The sequence below is a fragment of the Methylobacterium sp. SyP6R genome, assembly GCF_019216885.1.
GTDB lineage: Bacteria > Pseudomonadota > Alphaproteobacteria > Rhizobiales > Beijerinckiaceae > Methylobacterium.
The window spans coordinates 3,748,827-3,764,930 of the sequence record NZ_JAAQRC020000001.1 but is presented as its reverse complement, the minus strand read 5'-3'; the positions used below and the strand labels follow the sequence as shown (position 1 = coordinate 3,764,930).

General features: G+C 70.9%; 18 protein-coding genes and 1 pseudogene. 8 read left to right on the top strand and 11 right to left on the bottom strand.

The window, feature by feature from the left end; genetic code table 11:
• The first annotated feature begins 4 nt into the window (after positions 1–4).
• On the top strand, positions 5–670 hold the full coding sequence (locus HBB12_RS17425) for an invasion associated locus B family protein (protein WP_236990502.1): 666 nt from the start codon (positions 5–7) through the stop codon (positions 668–670).
• Between the two features lie 42 nt (positions 671–712).
• A complete protein-coding gene (locus HBB12_RS17420) occupies positions 713–907 on the top strand; it encodes a hypothetical protein (RefSeq protein WP_236990501.1) in 195 nt (64 codons plus the stop codon).
• Positions 908–1,088: 181 nt separating this feature from the next.
• Here HBB12_RS17420 and HBB12_RS17415 read toward each other — a convergent pair.
• From HBB12_RS17415 to HBB12_RS17400, 4 genes and pseudogenes are all read right to left on the bottom strand, one after another.
• Positions 1,089–2,303 (bottom strand): annotated as a pseudogene (locus tag HBB12_RS17415) (IS3 family transposase).
• Positions 2,209–3,101, bottom strand: a protein-coding gene (locus HBB12_RS17410; RefSeq protein WP_272913278.1) for an IS5 family transposase whose coding sequence is annotated in 2 segments (ribosomal slippage) — positions 2,209–2,714 and positions 2,714–3,101 — 894 coding nt in all. Because the reading frame shifts where the segments join, the coding sequence is not laid out codon by codon here. Before HBB12_RS17410 ends, HBB12_RS17415 begins: the two are co-directional and overlap by 95 nt.
• Positions 3,102–3,305: 204 nt before the next feature.
• Positions 3,306–4,475 (bottom strand): mandelate racemase/muconate lactonizing enzyme family protein, encoded by a 1,170-nt coding sequence (locus tag HBB12_RS17405; RefSeq protein ID WP_236990500.1) that lies wholly within the window; start codon positions 4,473–4,475, stop codon positions 3,306–3,308.
• A 92-nt stretch (positions 4,476–4,567) separates the two neighbouring features.
• The gene (locus HBB12_RS17400) at positions 4,568–4,876 is read right to left on the bottom strand and encodes a hypothetical protein (protein WP_236990499.1); all 309 of its coding nucleotides are present in this window, start codon (positions 4,874–4,876) and stop codon (positions 4,568–4,570) included.
• 566 nt (positions 4,877–5,442) lie between these two features.
• Here HBB12_RS17400 and HBB12_RS17395 point away from each other — a divergent pair.
• Entirely contained in the window at positions 5,443–5,718 is a 276-nt protein-coding gene (locus tag HBB12_RS17395) for a hypothetical protein (protein ID WP_236990498.1), read from the top strand.
• Between the two features lie 54 nt (positions 5,719–5,772).
• Here HBB12_RS17395 and HBB12_RS17390 read toward each other — a convergent pair whose 3' ends face one another.
• From HBB12_RS17390 to HBB12_RS34290, 4 genes are all read right to left on the bottom strand, one after another.
• Positions 5,773–6,462 carry a sigma-70 family RNA polymerase sigma factor gene (locus HBB12_RS17390; RefSeq protein WP_236990497.1) on the bottom strand — a complete coding sequence of 230 codons (690 nt, stop codon included), beginning with the start codon at positions 6,460–6,462 and terminating at the stop codon, positions 5,773–5,775.
• Between the two features lie 91 nt (positions 6,463–6,553).
• A complete protein-coding gene (locus tag HBB12_RS17385) occupies positions 6,554–7,342 on the bottom strand; it encodes a polyamine aminopropyltransferase (protein ID WP_236990496.1) in 789 nt (262 codons plus the stop codon).
• A gap of 71 nt (positions 7,343–7,413) precedes the next feature.
• Positions 7,414–8,655 carry an MFS transporter gene (locus HBB12_RS17380; RefSeq protein ID WP_236990495.1) on the bottom strand — a complete coding sequence of 414 codons (1,242 nt, stop codon included), beginning with the start codon at positions 8,653–8,655 and terminating at the stop codon, positions 7,414–7,416.
• A 148-nt stretch (positions 8,656–8,803) separates the two neighbouring features.
• Positions 8,804–8,929 (bottom strand): hypothetical protein, encoded by a 126-nt coding sequence (locus tag HBB12_RS34290; RefSeq protein ID WP_272913277.1) that lies wholly within the window; start codon positions 8,927–8,929, stop codon positions 8,804–8,806.
• Positions 8,930–9,184: 255 nt separating this feature from the next.
• On the opposite strand from HBB12_RS34290, the gene HBB12_RS17375 reads away from it, so the two are divergent.
• The 3 genes from HBB12_RS17375 to HBB12_RS17365 all read left to right on the top strand — a co-directional run bounded on the left by HBB12_RS17375 (position 9,185) and on the right by HBB12_RS17365 (position 11,141).
• Entirely contained in the window at positions 9,185–10,204 is a 1,020-nt protein-coding gene (locus tag HBB12_RS17375; RefSeq protein ID WP_236990494.1) for an aldo/keto reductase, read from the top strand.
• 167 nt (positions 10,205–10,371) lie between these two features.
• Positions 10,372–10,794, top strand: coding sequence for an SWIB/MDM2 domain-containing protein (locus HBB12_RS17370; RefSeq protein ID WP_236990493.1), 423 nt, complete (start codon positions 10,372–10,374; stop codon positions 10,792–10,794).
• A 161-nt stretch (positions 10,795–10,955) separates the two neighbouring features.
• Positions 10,956–11,141, top strand: a complete 186-nt coding sequence (locus tag HBB12_RS17365; RefSeq protein WP_236990492.1) for a hypothetical protein — start codon at positions 10,956–10,958, stop codon at positions 11,139–11,141.
• A gap of 130 nt (positions 11,142–11,271) precedes the next feature.
• Here the strand turns inward: HBB12_RS17365 and HBB12_RS17360 are convergent, their stop codons facing one another.
• Both HBB12_RS17360 and tlpA read right to left on the bottom strand, forming a co-directional pair.
• On the bottom strand, positions 11,272–11,652 hold the full coding sequence (locus HBB12_RS17360) for a Na+/H+ antiporter NhaA (RefSeq protein ID WP_336886937.1): 381 nt from the start codon (positions 11,650–11,652) through the stop codon (positions 11,272–11,274).
• A gap of 81 nt (positions 11,653–11,733) precedes the next feature.
• A complete protein-coding gene (gene tlpA / locus HBB12_RS17355) occupies positions 11,734–12,381 on the bottom strand; it encodes a thiol:disulfide interchange protein TlpA (protein WP_236990491.1) in 648 nt (215 codons plus the stop codon).
• Here tlpA and argH point away from each other — a divergent pair.
• Entirely contained in the window at positions 12,380–13,771 is a 1,392-nt protein-coding gene (gene argH, locus HBB12_RS17350) for an argininosuccinate lyase (protein WP_236990490.1), read from the top strand. The two genes, tlpA and argH, sit on opposite strands and share 2 nt — an antisense overlap.
• Positions 13,772–14,008: 237 nt before the next feature.
• Positions 14,009–14,791 carry an SDR family oxidoreductase gene (locus tag HBB12_RS17345; RefSeq protein WP_236990489.1) on the top strand — a complete coding sequence of 261 codons (783 nt, stop codon included), beginning with the start codon at positions 14,009–14,011 and terminating at the stop codon, positions 14,789–14,791.
• A gap of 127 nt (positions 14,792–14,918) precedes the next feature.
• Here HBB12_RS17345 and HBB12_RS17340 read toward each other — a convergent pair whose 3' ends face one another.
• Positions 14,919–16,085, bottom strand: a complete 1,167-nt coding sequence (locus tag HBB12_RS17340; protein WP_236990488.1) for a complex I NDUFA9 subunit family protein — start codon at positions 16,083–16,085, stop codon at positions 14,919–14,921.
• Between the last annotated feature and the right edge of the window lie 19 nt (positions 16,086–16,104).

Below are 16,104 nucleotides of genomic sequence, written 5' to 3'. Positions count from 1 at the left end.
CATCATGTCGCCCTGCCGCCCGTCCCTCGCCAGCCTCCTGGTCCTCGCCGCCCTCGTCGCAGGGCCCGCGCGTGCCCAGGAGGAACCCGCCGGCGAGGCCCCGGCGGCCGAGGCCCCTCCGGCCCACAAGCCCGCGCCGAAGCCCCGCCGCCCTGCGCCGAAGCCCGCGCCGGCCCCGAAGGCCGAGGCGGCACCCGCCGCGGTCGCGGCCCCGACCGGAGCCTGGCCCAACGGCGCGAGCGCGGTCAGCGAAGTCTACGGCGACTGGACCATCAGTTGCACCCGCGACAACGACAAGCGCCAGTGCCAGCTGTTGCAGGCGCAAGGGGTGGCCCAGACCGGGCAGCGCCGCTTCAGCATCGAGCTGAACGCCCCCCAGGACGGCCGCAGTACCGGTCTTCTGCTGATGCCGCTCGGCCTGTCGATCGATCCCGGCGTGACCTTCAAGCTCGACGACGCGACCCTCGGCAAGGGCGCGCCCTACACCTCCTGCGTCCAGGCCGGTTGCATCGTGCCGATCAGCTTCCCGACGGTGGCCACCGACGCGATGAAGACCGCCGTGAACCTGCGCGTCACCGGCACCAAGCCCAACGGCGAGGCCGAGACCATCACGGTGCCGCTCGCGGGATTCGCCGCCGCGCTCGCCCGGATGTCGCAGCTTTTGAGCTGACGCGTTCACGGCCCGCTCAAGGTTTCGACGCAGGATGGCGGCATGAGCCTCGACACCGCCTCCCTCATCTCCGGCGCCGTCTCCCAGCAAGGCGCCGCCTTCACCCGGCAGGTCGCGACCCTCGCGGTCCGCCGCCAGCTCGATGCCGAGCGCGCCGTCGCCGGCCTCGTGGCCGAGACGGCGGCGAATGCTCCCGCGCCGCCCGGGCAGGGCCAGCGGCTCGATATCCGGGTGTGATACGCTTTCCGGTTGATTAGGGCAGCTTGGGCTTTGGCTTTGCGGTTTTGGGCAGCCAGTGGAAGCTTGTGCGTGAGCTGATGAGGTCGGGCTGCTCGCTTAAGGTCGCGCACCGCTGCTCGACCACGCGTTCCAACTCATCCAGGTTGGCGATGTGGGATTGCCCCGTTTCTGTGGACGGCTATGGGGCTTGGCTGAGCAGGATCTCGGTTGCGGGTTTTGGGCGGTGCTCCTGTTCGTAGACGAGGGGTGAGCGGTAGCCCAGGGCGGAGTGTCGCCGCACTGGGTTGTAGAAGCCCTCGAGGTAGCTGAAGAGGGCCATGCGGGCTTCGGGCCGGGAGTGGAAGCGCCGGCGGGCGAGGAGTTCGCATTCCAGGGTCGAGAAGAAGCTCTCGGCCATGGCGTTGTCGTAGGCGTCACCGACCGAGCCCCTCGAGGGTCGCACACCCGCCTCGCGGCAGCGGCTGCCGAAGGCCAGCGACGTATATTGCGAGCCCTGATCCGAGTGGTGGATCACATCTCGCGGCTTCCTCTGGCCGACAGCCATCTCGAGCGCGTCCAGTACCAGTTCAGTTCGGAGGTGATCGGCCATGGACCAGCCGACGATCCGACGGCTGAACGCGTCGAGTACGATGGCCAGGTAGAGGAACCCGGCCCTCGTCGGGATGTAGGTGATGTCTGCGACCCACAGCCGGTTGGGTTCATCGGCCGCAAAGCTGCGGTCGACCAGGTCCGGGGCCGGCCGAGCCTCCTGGTCGCGCCGCGTCGTCACCGGCCCGCCGCGGCGATGGCACGCCCCGACGAGACCCGCCTGTCGCATCAGCCGGGCGATGCGCTTGCGGCTGTGAGCCTCGCCCTGGTCGCGCAACTCTGCCTGGACCCGCGGCGAGCCGTAGGTCTGGCGCGAGCCCAGGTGGATCGTGCGGATGCGCCGGAGCAGCACCTCGTCCGCCTGAGCCCGCGCCGAGAGGGGACGGCCGGACCAGGCATAGTATCCGGCCTTCGAGACGCCCAGCACGCGCGCCATGACGGCGACCGGGAAGTGCGCCTGGTTCTTCGCTCATGAACCGGAAGATCCCGACGGCAGAACTCCGGTCTCGCGCGCAAACCAGGCTGTCGCGCGAGAGAGGATGTCGCGCTCCAGCTTCAGCTGACGGTTCTCGCGCCGCAACCGAAGGAGCTCATCGCGCTCGCTCGCCGACAGGGCAGCCTCCACGGCGGGAGGCTTCACCTCCCGGCGGCCTTCCAGTTGGTCGGCCTCGGCCACCCAGTTGCGGATGGCTTGAGCCGACGGCTCGAACTCACGGGCGAGGTCGGTCGGATCGCGTCCGGCGCGGACCAACTCGACCATCTGGCGGCGGAACTCCGCCGGGTACGGGGGACGGGTTCTCGGCATGGCAAAGGCGCAGGAAAGCCAGCGCCTTGCGGGTGCGGCACCCCCAATCCTTCGCCAGCCGCCGGCAGCGATTGAGCCAACCAATCGTCCGCTCCACGATCCAGCGCTTGGGCAGGACCTCGAACCCGACCGCCTGATCCGACCGCTTGACGATTTCCACCGTCACAGACCGGCAGACCCGTTCCAACGCCTCCCGGAACACCGGCCCCTGGTAGCCGCCATCTGCATACAGCTTCAGCAGGAACGGGTAGAGACTAAACAGCGTCGCCATGACCCATACGCCGCCATCACGATCCTGCACGTCGGCCGGATGCACCAGAGCATGCATCAGCAGACCTTGCGTATCGACGAGGAGATGGCGCTTCTTGCCTTTGATCTTCTTGCCCGCATCATAGCCGGACGGGTCGATCGTGCGCCCCCTTTTTCCGCGCTCTTGACGCTCTGGCTGTCAATGATCGCTGCCGTTGGGCTGGCCTCACGTCCTGCCTGTTCGCGGCAGAGAACGTAGAGGGTGTGATGGATGCGCAGGAGAGTTCCGTCGTAATCCCATAGATCGAAGTAGCCATGCACCGTCGAGCGAGGCGGTAGATCTTTTGGGATAGCGCGCCATTGGCACCCCGTTCCAAGGACATACATCAAGCCGTTGACCACCTCGCGCAGATCAACCGTTCGTTTGTTTCCCCCGCGTCGAGCCGGCGGGAGAAGGGGAGCAACAAGCGCCCATTCCTCATCCGTCAAATCAGTGGGATAGCGAAGCTTGCTGCGGTCGTACCGCTGGCGGTTCTCAGGCGTCCACATCGCTCAAGCATACGCCTGTCGGCGCGAACCGCAACGCGCTCCGAAAAAACAAATTCTTCCCGGACAGACTCTCAGGATGAGGTTGCGGGTGGGATGGAGTGCATCGATCAGCCGGGCAGACTCTGAAAGCAGGAGAGCGCTCTCGGCAGGACTGCTTGCCCTTGGCCGTCCCCTTGGCCGTCCGCGCGCCCTCCGGTCACCGCCTCACCCCTGCTCCAGCACCCGCATCACCGCGTAGAGCGCGGATTTCGCCTCGAAGCCGATGCCGGGCAGGTCCGGCATCGCGACGCGGCTGTCCGCCACCGGCACCGCATCGGCAAAGCCCCCGAACGGGGCGAAGACGTCCGGGTAGCTCTCGTTGCCGCCGAGCCCGAGGCCCACCGCGATGTTGAGGGCGAATTGATGCCCCCCGTGGGGCACGCAGCGGCGCGGCGACCAGCCATGGGCGCGCAGCACGTCGAGGGTGCGCAGGTACTCGACCAGCCCGTAGGACAGGGCGGGATCGAATTGCAGGATGTCCCGGTCGGGCCTCAAGCCGCCGTGGCGGATCAGGTTGCGGGCATCCTGGTGCGAGAACAGATTCTCGCCGGTGGCGAGCGCCCCGTCATAGGTCGTGGCGAGCGCGGCATGGGCCAGGTAGTCGAGGGGATCGACCGGCTCCTCGTACCAGCGCAGGCCGTAGGGCGCGACCGCCCGGCCGAAGCGGATCGCCTCCTCCAGGGTGAAGCGGCCGTTGACGTCGACGCAGAGGCGCGAGCCGTCGCCGCCGAGCACGTCCAGCACCGCCTCGATCCGGGCGACATCCTCGTCGAGCGGCACCAGCCCGACCTTCATCTTCACGGTGCTGTAGCCGCGGTCGAGATAGGAGCGCATCTCGTCCTGAAGGGCGTCGAGGCCCTTGCCCGGGTAGCAGTAGCCGCCCGCCGCGTAGACCCAGGCCGTCGGATCGGCGTCGCCGCCGCGGTAGCGGTCGGCCAGCAGCCGCCAGAGCGGCACGCCCTTCGCCTTGGCCAGCGCGTCCCACAGGGCCATGTCGAGGACGCCGACCGCCACCGAGCGCTCGCCGTGGCCGCCGGGCTTCTCGTTCCTCATCATCGCGCCCCAAGCCCGGTGCGGGTCGATCAGACCGTCCTCGCCCAGGAGATCGTCCGGGCCGGCGGCCAGGAGGCGCGGGATGAAGCGCTCGCGCAACAGCCCCTGCGGCGCGTAGCGACCGTTGGAGTTGAAGCCGAAGCCGACGACCGGGCGACCGTCGACCACCCGGTCGGTCACCACCGCGACCACGCTCGCCGTCATGGTCGAGAAGTCGATCCAGGCGTTGGCGATGTCCGACTTGATCGGCGCGACGATGTCGCGGATGGCGGTGATGCGCATGGCGGATCTCTCACGAGCCGGGTCTACGAGGCTGGTCGTCGTCTGGTAGGGGCGCCCGCCCGCGCTGGCAAATGCGCGGGATGCACTCCGCGTCAGCGCACCGTGCCGTTCTTCTGCGCGCCGGGGCCGGTGCCGGGGGCGCCGCTGCCGGTCGGGCCGTCGCGCCGCACGCTCGGACCGGGGCCCATGTTGCCGCCGCTCGACCCCTGCGAGCCCGTCGAGCCCATGCTGCCCGGGTTGTTGCCTCCGATGCCGGTGCCCGGCGGCTGGCTCGCCATGCCCGAGCCGGTATTGCCGCTGGAGGGCGGGGCGACGCCGGTGCCGTTGTTGATGCCCTGCGCCGCGGCGGTGCCGGCCGCGAGCGCAAGAGCGAGGGCGAGGAGGGAGGTGCGAATCGGCATGAGGTGGTGTCCGCTTTTCGGGATGCGATCGGCAGGATGCGATCGGGCCCGGGCAACGGCAGGACCGTGCCGGCGTTCCCGCCCGGGCGGCCCCGTCGTCGACGCAGGGTCGGGCCGACGGGCGACACCCCCGATCGGCGGACGGCCCGGCAGGACGGCCCGCCGCCCCGTCCCGGCATTCCGTCTTGGCATTCGGACCGGTCTGCATGCAAACTGCGCACGCTGTCGTCCCGTCGTCACGGAACGGCGGTTATCGCCACCCGGCAGAAGGTGGCGCGGATCTTGAAAGGGAGCGCGCGGGGTCCGGTCGCGATCCGTCCCGCGCGAAGGAGTTGAGATGCAGGTGTTCCTGATCGCCCTGGGGCTCGTTGCCGTCCTGGTTGTCGTCGGTGTGTTCGGTCATCATCCCGATACGCGTGAGGAGCCGGTCTCCCGGCGGCGCTCCTGATTCGGCGCTCCTGAGTCGAGAAGGGCGGCGCAACGCCCGCGTCCCTGCCGCGTTGGAATGGGCGGGCGGCCGCGCGGCGGCCCCATGGAGTCAGGTTCTCCTGCGACAGGAGCCCATCATGCCCGCATCGCCGATCCTCACCCGCGCGCTCCTCGTCGGCGCGCTCGTCTCCGCCGGCTCCCTGGCGCAAGCGAAAGACCTCCCCGACCAGACCGGAACTGGGGGCGGGCCGCGCTCCACGATCACGGCGCCGCATACCAGTTCGGTCGGCCAGACCGTGCCGGATCCCGGCTCGGTCGACACGCGCCTGGAGCGCCGGATCGACGACCGCACCCGCGAGGAGCGCGTCGACGACCGGATCGACAGCGGCATCTGCGTCGGCTGCAACCGCTAAGGGCTGATCAAATCCCCGCGAGGGGAGGGCGGCAAAGAGAGAGCGACCGGTCCGTCAGCCCAAAAGCTCGGCGAGCCGCGCCCGGGCGCGGTTGATCCGGCTCTTCACGGTCCCGACCCGGCATTCCATCGCCGTCGCGATGTCCTCGTAGGAGAGGTCGTGCACGGCGGAGAGCAGCAGGGCCTCGCGCTGGTCCGGCACCAGACGGTCGAGGGCGGCCTGCACGTCGCGCAGCTCGAGGGTACCGTGCTGCGCCGGCAGGGCGACCAGGCTCGCGGCGAACAGCCCGTCGGGATCGCCGACCTCGCGTACGCGCTTCTGGTGCTCGGAATAGAAGCTGTTGCGCAGGATGGTGTAGAGCCAGGCCGAGAGGTAGGTGCCCGGCACGAACCGGTCCTGCGCCGCCCAGGCCTTGAGCAGGGTCTCCTGCACCAGGTCGTCGGCGCGGGCGTGGTTGTTGCACAGGGTCAGGGCCCGGCGACGCAGCCGCGGCACCTCCCCCAGCAGGTCGCGGCGAAAGGCCTCCGCCGGTGCGGCGTCGAGGCCGGCGAGCGCTGCGACGAGGCGCGCGACCAGTGCCTCCATCTGCGCGGAAGGAGGGAGCGCGGCATCGGCGTAGGCGGCGCGCAGGCTCGCGCCGAGATGGGCCTGGATGCCGGCCGCCAGGGCGGGCGCCTCGTCGCGCCCGGGGGTCGTCCGGTCCGGATCGGTCTCGTCCGGACGTGCCTTGGTCGACGGCGTCATCGTGCGGTCTCCGGTGACCGGCGCTTAAGGCACGTCTCCCCATACCATTACAATGGTACCGGCATACTGGTGCGGCCGGCTTGACCGGCGCTCATGCCGCCGATGCCGATGCCAGGACATCCGTGAGATCGGGCGGTGTCGTGCCTGGCAGCCAGCGCCCGCGCAGGTGGCGTGCCGTCGCCTGGCGCAGCTTGCCGGCGTAACCGGGGAGCGCGGGGCCGATCAGCGGCAGGGCGAGGGCGGCGATGGTGGCGCGGATGCCCGCATCGTCGAGGCTGAGCCCGGCCGCCGCGGCGTGGCGGGCGATCTCGAGTTCCTGGCCCCAGAAATAGAGGCTCTTTGCCTGCACGTTGTCCTGCATGCGGCGTACCTCCTCCACCCGGCCGTCGGAGATCAGCGGCAGCCAGATATCCGGCATCAGCAGGTCCACGGGCCGGTCCGGCCGCCAGGTATAGGCGTCGCCCTCGACGATGCGGATCTTCTCCCGCGCCGCCGGAGGCAGCTGGGCGGCGAGGTCCAGTTCCCGGTGCAGCGCCAGCACCTCGGGGTCGATCTCCACCACCGTCACCGCGGTCACCTCCGGCTTGAGGGCGCTCGCCACCGCCGACCAGCCCATCCCCAGGCCGAAGACGACGACGTGCCCGGACGCCAGGCGGACGCCGATCTCCTGGCTCTCCAGCTCGATCGGCGTCGTCGACATCCAGGTGTCGTCGCCGCGCACCAGTGCCGCGACGTGCGGCACCAGCCGCGGCGGGCTCCAGTAGCCCTGGCAGAGCAGGTTCCCCCCGTGATGCACGGCCCAGCGGCCGGAGCGCAGCGGCGGGTAGGTCGGCACGAACAGGTCGAAGGTGAACGGGATCAGGCCCGGTGGAATCATCATGCCGTCGTCCTCAGGGAAGCCGCCGGCGCAGTGGGGGCCGATTCCCGCTCTCGGCGCAAGGCGGCGCGGCGCTACCGCGGGGCCTCCCGTTCCCCGGCGGACCGGTCCGCCGAGTCCTCGACCGCCAAGTTCACCATCGACCAGTTCCCCGCCGGCAAGTCTTTTGGCTGCAAGTCTTCTGTCGCCAAGCCTCGCACTAGCGGCACGGCCGCCGCGCAGGCTCCCGCCATGACCCAGAACGCCCCCGCCCCGAGGCCGCCGTAGAGCGGCCCGGCGGCCAGCGTCGCCAGGGTGGTGGCAAGGCCGAGGCCGAGGGTGCCGTAGAGGGTCTGGGCCGTCGCCGCGAGGGCCGGCGGCACGGTCCGGCCGAGGATCTGCATCGCCGCGAGGTGCAGGAGCGCGAAGGTCAGCCCGTGCAGGGCCTGGATGCCGACGAGGGCCGGCACCGCGACGGTGAGCGCCGCCACCGACCAGCGTAAGGCCCCGGCGCAAGCTGCCAGCGCCAGGGCGCCGGCGGGGCCGAGGCGGGCGAGGAGCGGCGGGCCGACGACGAGGAAGACCAGCACCTCCGCCGCCACCGCCTCGGCCCAGAGCAGGCTCGCGGTCGCCGGGCTCAAGCCCGCCGCGCGCCAGCGGATCACCGCGAAGGCGTCGTGCACCGCGTGGCTGCCGATCACCAGGGCCGCCACCGCGACGAGGCGCAGAAAACTGGGCGAGCGCAGGAGCAGCCCGGCCCCGGCCGTGACCGGCACCCCGGCGGCGGTCGCGGCGGCCGGCAGGCGCAGCGTCGCGCAGCTCAGGCCCGCGAAGGCGGCGGCGCCCGCCACCGGCAGAGCCGCGAGGCCGATCAGCGCCGTGACCTGCCCGGCCGCCAGGGTGCCGGCGATGAAGGCGGCCGAGCCCGCGCCCCGCACGGTTCCGTAGGCGAAGCGGGACGCCCTCGACGCCGGCAGGGCCAGGGCGTCCGCGAGCGGGGCGAGCGGCGCCGTCGCGGCCGCGTGGGCGAGGCCGGCGAGCAGCAGCCCGGCCAATCCGTGGCCGGCGAGGTAGAGGAGGGCGCTCGCGCCCGAGAGCGCGGCGCAGGCCGCGAGCACGCCGCGTCCGGCGGCGAGCCGGTCGGCGATGCGGCCCGCTAGGGGACCGGCCACGAGGCGGATGCCGGTGCCGGCGGCGAGCACCAGCCCGACCTCGGTGGGGGTGAGTCCGCGCTCGGCGAGGAGTGCGGGCAGGAACGGCGTCGTGAGGCCGTAACCGGCATAGAGCACGGCGTAGACGAGGAGGAAGCGCGGCAGCGCGCCTGGAACGGCCTGCATCGCGCGAAGCCTATCCGGTCCTGCGGGCCGCCGCACGGCCGGATTTCGAGAGCATTTTCCGACGAAGCGGATACCGGCCCATCGCAGAAAATGCTTCGAAATCAATTACTTGGAGAGCTTCGCGATTGCAGCGCGATCGTGAAGCGCTCTAGAGCAGGCCGGCGCCGTGCGGGTGGTCCCGCGGCGGCTCGACCGTGACGATGGCCCCGAGGCCGAGAACGAGGGCGCCGGCGGCGCAGAGGGCGAGGGAGAGAGCGGCGATGATCATGGGCATGATCTTCGCGATTCCGTGCTTAACGCGACCTTGCCGAACGGGGTGAAGAGAGGGAAAACCCCAGCATCCACACCATCGAGGCGGACGGGTGCGGCGAGGCCGCCACGGCCACGCAAACGCCATTTTCCACCGTCTCGCCAAGCGGGCTTGCGTTGGCAAGCCGAGGCGTCGCCCGCTCGGGTTTTTGCTTGTCGCAGATTTTGATCGCAAAACCGGCGGCCACTTCTGCGAAATCTGCCGAGGGGAGAAACGCCCGTGGACTATCGCACGCTCGGCCGGTCCGGCCTGAAGGTCTCGCCCCTCTGCCTCGGCACGATGATGTTCGGCGGGCCGACCCCCGACGACGAGGCCGAGCGCATCGTCGCGCAGGCCCGCGAGCAGGGGATCAACTTCATCGACACGGCGAACGCCTATACCGAGGGGCGCTCCGAGGAGGTGGTCGGCCGGGCCATCGCGCGCGACCGCGATGCCTGGGTGCTCGCCACCAAGGTGGCCAACGCGACGGGCAAGGGGCCGAACGAGCGCGGCCTGTCCCGCGCCCACATCGTGCAGGCCTGCGAGGCCAGCCTCAAGCGCCTGAACACCGACCGGATCGACCTCTACTACCTCCACAAGGAGGACCACGAGACGCCGCTCGCAGAGACCGTGCGGGCGATGGCCGACCTGATCCGGGCCGGCAAGGTGCGCTATTTCGGGGTCTCCAACCACCGCGCCTGGCGGGTGGCCGAGATCTGCCGCCTGTGCGACGAGCACGGCATCGACCGGCCGGCGGCGAGCCAGCCGTACTACAACGCCCTCAACCGGATGCCGGAGGTCGAGCACCTGCCGGCCTGCGCCCATTACGGCCTCGGCGTCGTGCCCTATTCGCCGCTCGCCCGCGGCGTGCTGACGGCGAAGTACCGCCCCGGCGAAGCGCCGCCCGAGGGCACCCGCGCCGGGCGCGGCGACACGAGGATGATGCAGACCGAGTGGCGGCCCGAGAGCCTGCGCATCGCCGAGGAGCTGAAAGCGCACGCGGCGGCCAAGGGCGCTTCGGTGATCGACTTCGCGGTGGCCTGGGTGCTCAACAACCGCGCCGTCACGGCGGTGATCGCGGGCCCGCGCACCCTCGACCAGTGGCGTGCTTACGCGGGCGCGCTCGCCTACCGCTTCACCCCGGAGGACGAGGCCCTGGTCGACGGCCTGGTGCCGGCGGGCCACCCCTCGACCCCGGGCTACACCGATCCGGCCTATCCGCTCGAGGGCCGGACCACCTGGACGGCGGCGGCAGGGTGAGCCACGCTCGCCTTCGTCAGGCTAAACGCGCATCCGATGTGGATGACGCCGGCCCGACGGCGATTTCCTCTTGGAACGCGCCGCCCACGGCTTAGTTGTTGACGCTATGTGCCCAGGCATGTCCACTGTTCGACCCTGGGAGACGGGTTGCAGACCGGAGGAGACCGATGGCGATCAAGACCACCAAGAAGGCCGAGACGAAAGCCGAGCCCGAGGCCGCCGCCCCGAAGGCCGCCAAGGCCGCCCCCAAGGCCGCCGCCGCCAAGGACGACGCCAAGGCTGAGGGCAAGGACGCTCCCAAGGACGCCGCCAAGGGCAAGAAGGTCGCCGCCCCGAAATCCGGCGACAAGCCGAACGCCCTGCAGAAGCCGCTGCAGCCGACCCCTGAGCTCGCGGCCATCGTCGGCGACAGCCCGATCCCGCGTGGCGAGGTGGTGAGCAAGGTGTGGGACTACATCCGCACGCACTCGCTCCAGAACCCCGAGAACAAGCGCGAGATCCTCGCCGACGACAAGCTGAAGAAGGTCTTCGGCAAGGACAAGGCGACGATGTTCGAGATGAACAAGTACCTCGCCCAGCACCTGAAGTAAGGCGCTCTTTTCGAACCCGGGCGACCCGCCTCCTCCCGTCCGGATGGTCGCGCAATGCGGCCATCCGCTGCCGGGGCGGGGAATAAGCAGGCCCGTCGATCGACGTCCCTGCGGAACGGACGGGTGCGCCGCGGGCGTTTCCCGGCTCGCCGGACGATCCGATGCCCCAGATGCGCGACCCGGACCGATCCGGTCGACGGCGTGCGCTCGCCGCCATCCTGTTCCTGATCGTCCTGGTGGCCGGCGGCGTCTGGCTCGCCGACACGCTGCGCCGGGAGGCGGCGCGCGAGGATTGCCTGGCGAGCGGCCGGCGCGATTGCGCGCCGCTTCCCTCCCTCGACCCGTGACCTCGGCGCCCGTTTGCTGGCTGACCGGATCGAAGCCCTCGATGTCATCCCGGGGCCGCCCAGCGGAGCCCGAATCCACGTCTGCTGGCTTCGGACGACGTCGGACTGCGTTCCGCCTGATCCTCCACCGTCAGCGGTTATGGATCCCGGGTTCTCGACATCGTCGAGCCCGAGGATGACGCGGAGGGTTTGAATTCGATCGGCGCGACGCGGCTCTTACGGCACGTCCGGTCCCACCTCCTGCCGCGGCCCCGCGCGACAGCACCAGCGCGCCGGCCGGCGTCGAGAGCACCGAACCCACGATCACCCCGAGCGTCATCCCGGTGTCGAATTCGGGCGTGGTCGCGCGGGCGAGGCCGCCGATGAACAGGCTCATGATGAAGCCGATGCCGCAGAGAAATGCCTCGCCGTAGACGTGGCGCCAGGTGGCGCCCGCTGGCTTTTGCGCCAGCCCGGTCCGCACCGCGAGCCGGACGCCGCCGAACACCCCGACCTGCTTGCCGAGCGACATAAGCCTGGAGCGCGTGTTCCAGCCGGTGCAGGAGGATTCGGTGTCGTCGGGCCGGCCGGGGTCTTGCCGTCGCGCGATCCATCACCCCCGCCCGAGCGCCGCCCGCACCAGCCTCATCGCGTCCTCGCTCGCCCATTCCGCCGGGCCCTTCATCACGCCGATCTCGCAGCCGGACGGGTCGATCAGGAAGGTGGTCGGCAGGCCGACCACGTCGCCGCCCTGCTGGAGCGCCGGCAGCGCCCGCCCGGCCGGGTCGGAGTAATAGGCCAGCCGCGCGATTCCGTTCTCCTGCATCCAGCGCGGCGGCCGGTCGGGGTTGCGGGTGTCGAGATTGAGCGCCACCACCTCGAAATCCTTGTCCCCCAGCGCGCCCTGGAGCCGGTCGAGGGCCGGCATCTCCGCCTTGCACGGCGCGCACCAGGTCGCCCACAGGTTCAGCAGGACCGTGCGGCCCTTGAGGTCGGCAAGCGTCCGCGGCTGCCCGTCCGGTCCGGTGAAGGTGATGGCGGGCGCGGGCTTCGGCGTGGCATCGACCTGGAGCGCCGCCACCTCGCCGCGGGCGAAGGGCGCCACCCGGGCGGCGGTGGCTTTCGCCAGGGGGCAGGCCCCGCCGTTGCTCCGGTCGCCAAGCCCGTATAGGGCAGCCCCGAGGCCGAGGATGGCGGCGAGCCCCCCCGCGACGAGGGCGAGGCGGGTTTTTCGCGGTGATGCGAGACGAGGTGAGGACATGAGCAACCGGATGTGGGGCGGGCGCTTCGCGAGCGGCCCCGCCGAGATCATGGAGGAGATCAACGCCTCCATCGGCTTCGACAAGCGCCTCGCCCCCCAGGACATCCGGGGCTCGCTGGCCCATGTCGCGATGCTGGGCAAGGCGGGGATCCTGCCGGCCGAGGATGTGGCGAAGATCGAGGCCGGGCTCAAGACCGTCCAGTCCGAGATCGAGGCCGGATCGTTCGAGTTCCGCCGCGAGCTCGAGGACATCCACATGAGCGTGGAGAGCCGGTTGCGCGAGATCGTCGGCCCCTCGGCCGGCCGGCTCCACACCGCGCGCTCGCGCAACGACCAGGTCGCCACCGACATGCGCTTGTGGGTGCGCGACACCCTCGACGCCCTCGACGGCCAGGCCGCCGACCTGCAGCAGGCGATGGCCGAGCTGGCGCTCACGCATGCCGGCACGGTGATGCCGGGCTTCACCCACCTGCAATCGGCCCAGCCGGTCACCTTCGGGCACCATCTCCTGGCTTACGTCGAGATGCTGAACCGCGACCGCGGCCGGTTCCGCGACGCCCGCGCCCGCCTCAACGAATGTCCGCTCGGCGCCGCGGCGCTGGCCGGCACCTCGTTCCCGATCGACCGCCACGCCACGGCGAAAAACCTCGGCTTCGACCGGCCGACGGCGAACTCGCTCGATTCGGTGGCCGACCGCGACTTCGCCCTGGAGGCGCTGTCGGCGGCGGCGATCGCGGCGGTGCACCTGTCGCGGTTCGCGGAAGAGATCGTGGTCTGGACCTCGGCCCAGTTCGGCTTCGTCAAGCTGTCGGACCGGTTCACCACCGGTTCCTCGATCATGCCGCAGAAGCGCAACCCCGACGCCGCCGAGCTGGTCCGGGCCAAGTCCGGCCGGATCATCGGCGCCCTGTCGGGTCTGCTCATCGTCATGAAGGGCCTGCCGCTCGCCTATTCGAAGGACATGCAGGAGGACAAGGAAGGCACCTTCGACGCGCTCCAGACCCTCTCGCTGTGCTTGGCCGCCATGGCCGGCATGGTGCGCGACCTGGAGCCGGTGCCGGAGGTCCTGAAGGCGGCCGCCGGCTCCGGCTACGCCACTGCCACCGACCTCGCCGACTGGCTGGTGCGCGAGCTCGGCCTTCCCTTCCGCGATGCCCACCACGTGACGGGCCGCCTCGTCGGCGAGGCCTCGTCCCGCGGCATCGGCCTGGAGGCGCTGCCGCTCGCCGTGATGCAGGCGGCGGAGCCGCGCATCACGGATGCCGTCTTCGCGGTGCTCGGCGTCGAGAACTCGGTGGCGAGCCGCACCAGCTATGGCGGCACCGCACCGGACAACGTGCGGGCGCAAGCGGAAGGCTGGCTCAAGCGTCTCGCCGGCGAGACGGTCTGACGGCATAGACCTGTCTATCCCACCCATGACCTCATCCTGAGGTGTCTGTCGATCGAAGATCGACCGACCTCGAAGGAGGGCTCCAGGGATCGCAGAGATTTCTGGAGCCCTCCTTCGAGGCTCAGCGATCGTCGATCGCCTCGCACCTCAGGATGAGGGTGTGGGTGGGAGTAAACGAGCGCTCGTGTTAGTTCCTGGCGCCATCGGTCAAGCTCGACCATCACCGGAGGAATCACCATGGATCTCGGTCTCAAGGGCAAGCGCGCCCTCGTCCTGTCGTCCAGCCGCGGCCTCGGCCTCGGCATCGCCGAGGCCCTGGCGGCCGAAGGCGCGGACGTGCTGCTCACCGCCCGCACCGCCGAGCGCCTGGACGCGGCGGTGGCAGCGATCAACGCCCGCGGCCAGGGCCGCGCCCACGCCTTCGTCGGCAGCCTGAAGGAGAACGTCGAGGCGATCTACGCCGCCGCGCAGGAGCATCTCGGCGGGGTCGACATCCTGGTCGCCAATACCGGCGGTCCGCCGGCCGGCACCGCGCTCACCGTGCAGCCCGAGGCCTGGACGCCGCAATTCGAGGCGATGGTGACCCCGGTCTTCCGCCTCGCCGGCCTCGTCCTCCCGGGCATGCGTCAGGCCGGGTTCGGCCGCATCCTGGTCGTCGCGTCGAGCGGCGTCGAGCAGCCGATCCCGAACCTGGTGATGTCGAATGCGCTGCGCGCCTCGATCGCCGGCTGGGCCAAGACGCTCGCCTCCGAGGTCGCGGCGGACGGCGTCACCGTCAACATGATCCTGCCCGGCCGGATCGAGACCGACCGTACCGGTGAGCTCGACGCCGCCAACGCCAAGGCGCAGGGCAAGTCGCGCGACGAGATCGCCGAGGCCTCCCGCGTGGCGATTCCCGCCAAGCGCTACGGCCGTGTGCAGGAATTCGCCGACGTGGCCTGCTTCCTCGCCTCCGAGCGGGCGTCCTACGTCACCGGCAGCATGATCCGGGTCGATGGCGGGGCCGTGCGGTCGATCTGAGGACGTATGGAGGCGGGGCTCCTCGTCCCGCCTCCTCCACCGACCGGGCTCGGAACGGTTGCGAATGTTACGAAAAAGGGCGGTCCTGCGGGACCGCCCTTTTTCCATATCCGGACCTGTGCAGCCCTTACTGCCGCTTGCCCCAGCGCACCCCCGGCGCCGGCCCCGCGCCCGCCGCGAGCTGGCCGACCGCCGGGCCGCTGGCGTTGCCCGGATGGTGCTGCGAGCCGGGACCCATCGGGTCGGCGGCGATCAGGTCTGGGGTCGCGGCCATGTCGGGGGTGCCGCGGCCGGTGGCGAACTGGCCGGCCTTGCGGAAGCGCCAGAGATAGCCCGGCACCACCGCCTCGATCGCGGTGGGGGCGATGCCGATGCCCTCGATCGTGCGGCCTTCCGCCTTCGCGGCCTCCGACACGACGTTGTCGTTCTGGAGCAGGGTGACCTGGTCGCGGGTGAGCTTCAGGGTGTCGGGCAGCAGGCCCAGCGTCAGGGTATCGACGAGTTCCATCGCCCGCGCCTGGAGCCGGGCGGCGGGAGCCGGAAGCGGCATCACCACGCGGTGGCGCATCGTCACCTTCAGCGTGTACTCGACGAGCTGCTGCAGGGTCAGGATCTCCGGCCCGCCGAGCTCGTAGACCCGGCCGCCCTGGATCTGGCCCTCGACCGCCCGGGCGATCGCCTCGGCGACGTCGCCGGCGAAGACCGGCTGCATCCGCGCGCCGGCCCCGGCGAGCGGCAGCACCGGCAGCATGCGGGCGAGCGCGGCGAAGCGGTTGAAGAAGCTGTCGCCCGGCCCGAACACGATCGACGGGCGGAAGACGATCACGTCCGGCCGCGCCTCGAACACGCCGGCCTCGCCGATCGCCTTCGAGCGGGCGTAAGCCGAGGCCGAGTTCGCGTCGGCGCCGAGCGCCGAGACGTGGACCAGCGGGGCGCCCACCGCGGCGGCGGCCCGGGCGACCTCGGCGGCGCCGTCGGCCTGGAGGCGCTGGAAGCTCTGGCTGCCGCTCTCCTGGAGGATGCCGACGAGGTTGACGACGATGTCGGCATGCTCCACCGCCCGGGCGATCGAGGCCGGGTTGCGCAGGTTCGATTGCACGCCGACGATCTGGCCGACGCGGCCGAGGGGCTGGAGGAACTGGGCGAGATCGGGCCGGCGCACCGCCACCCGGATCCGGTAGCCGCGCTTGGCCAGCGCCCGCACCACGTGGCGGCCGAGGAAGCCCGACCCCCCGAACACGGTCACGAGCTGCGAGGCGGGTCGGGTCAGGCCGACATGGTCGAAGCCGGTCATGGTCGTGGGGTCCTTCCGC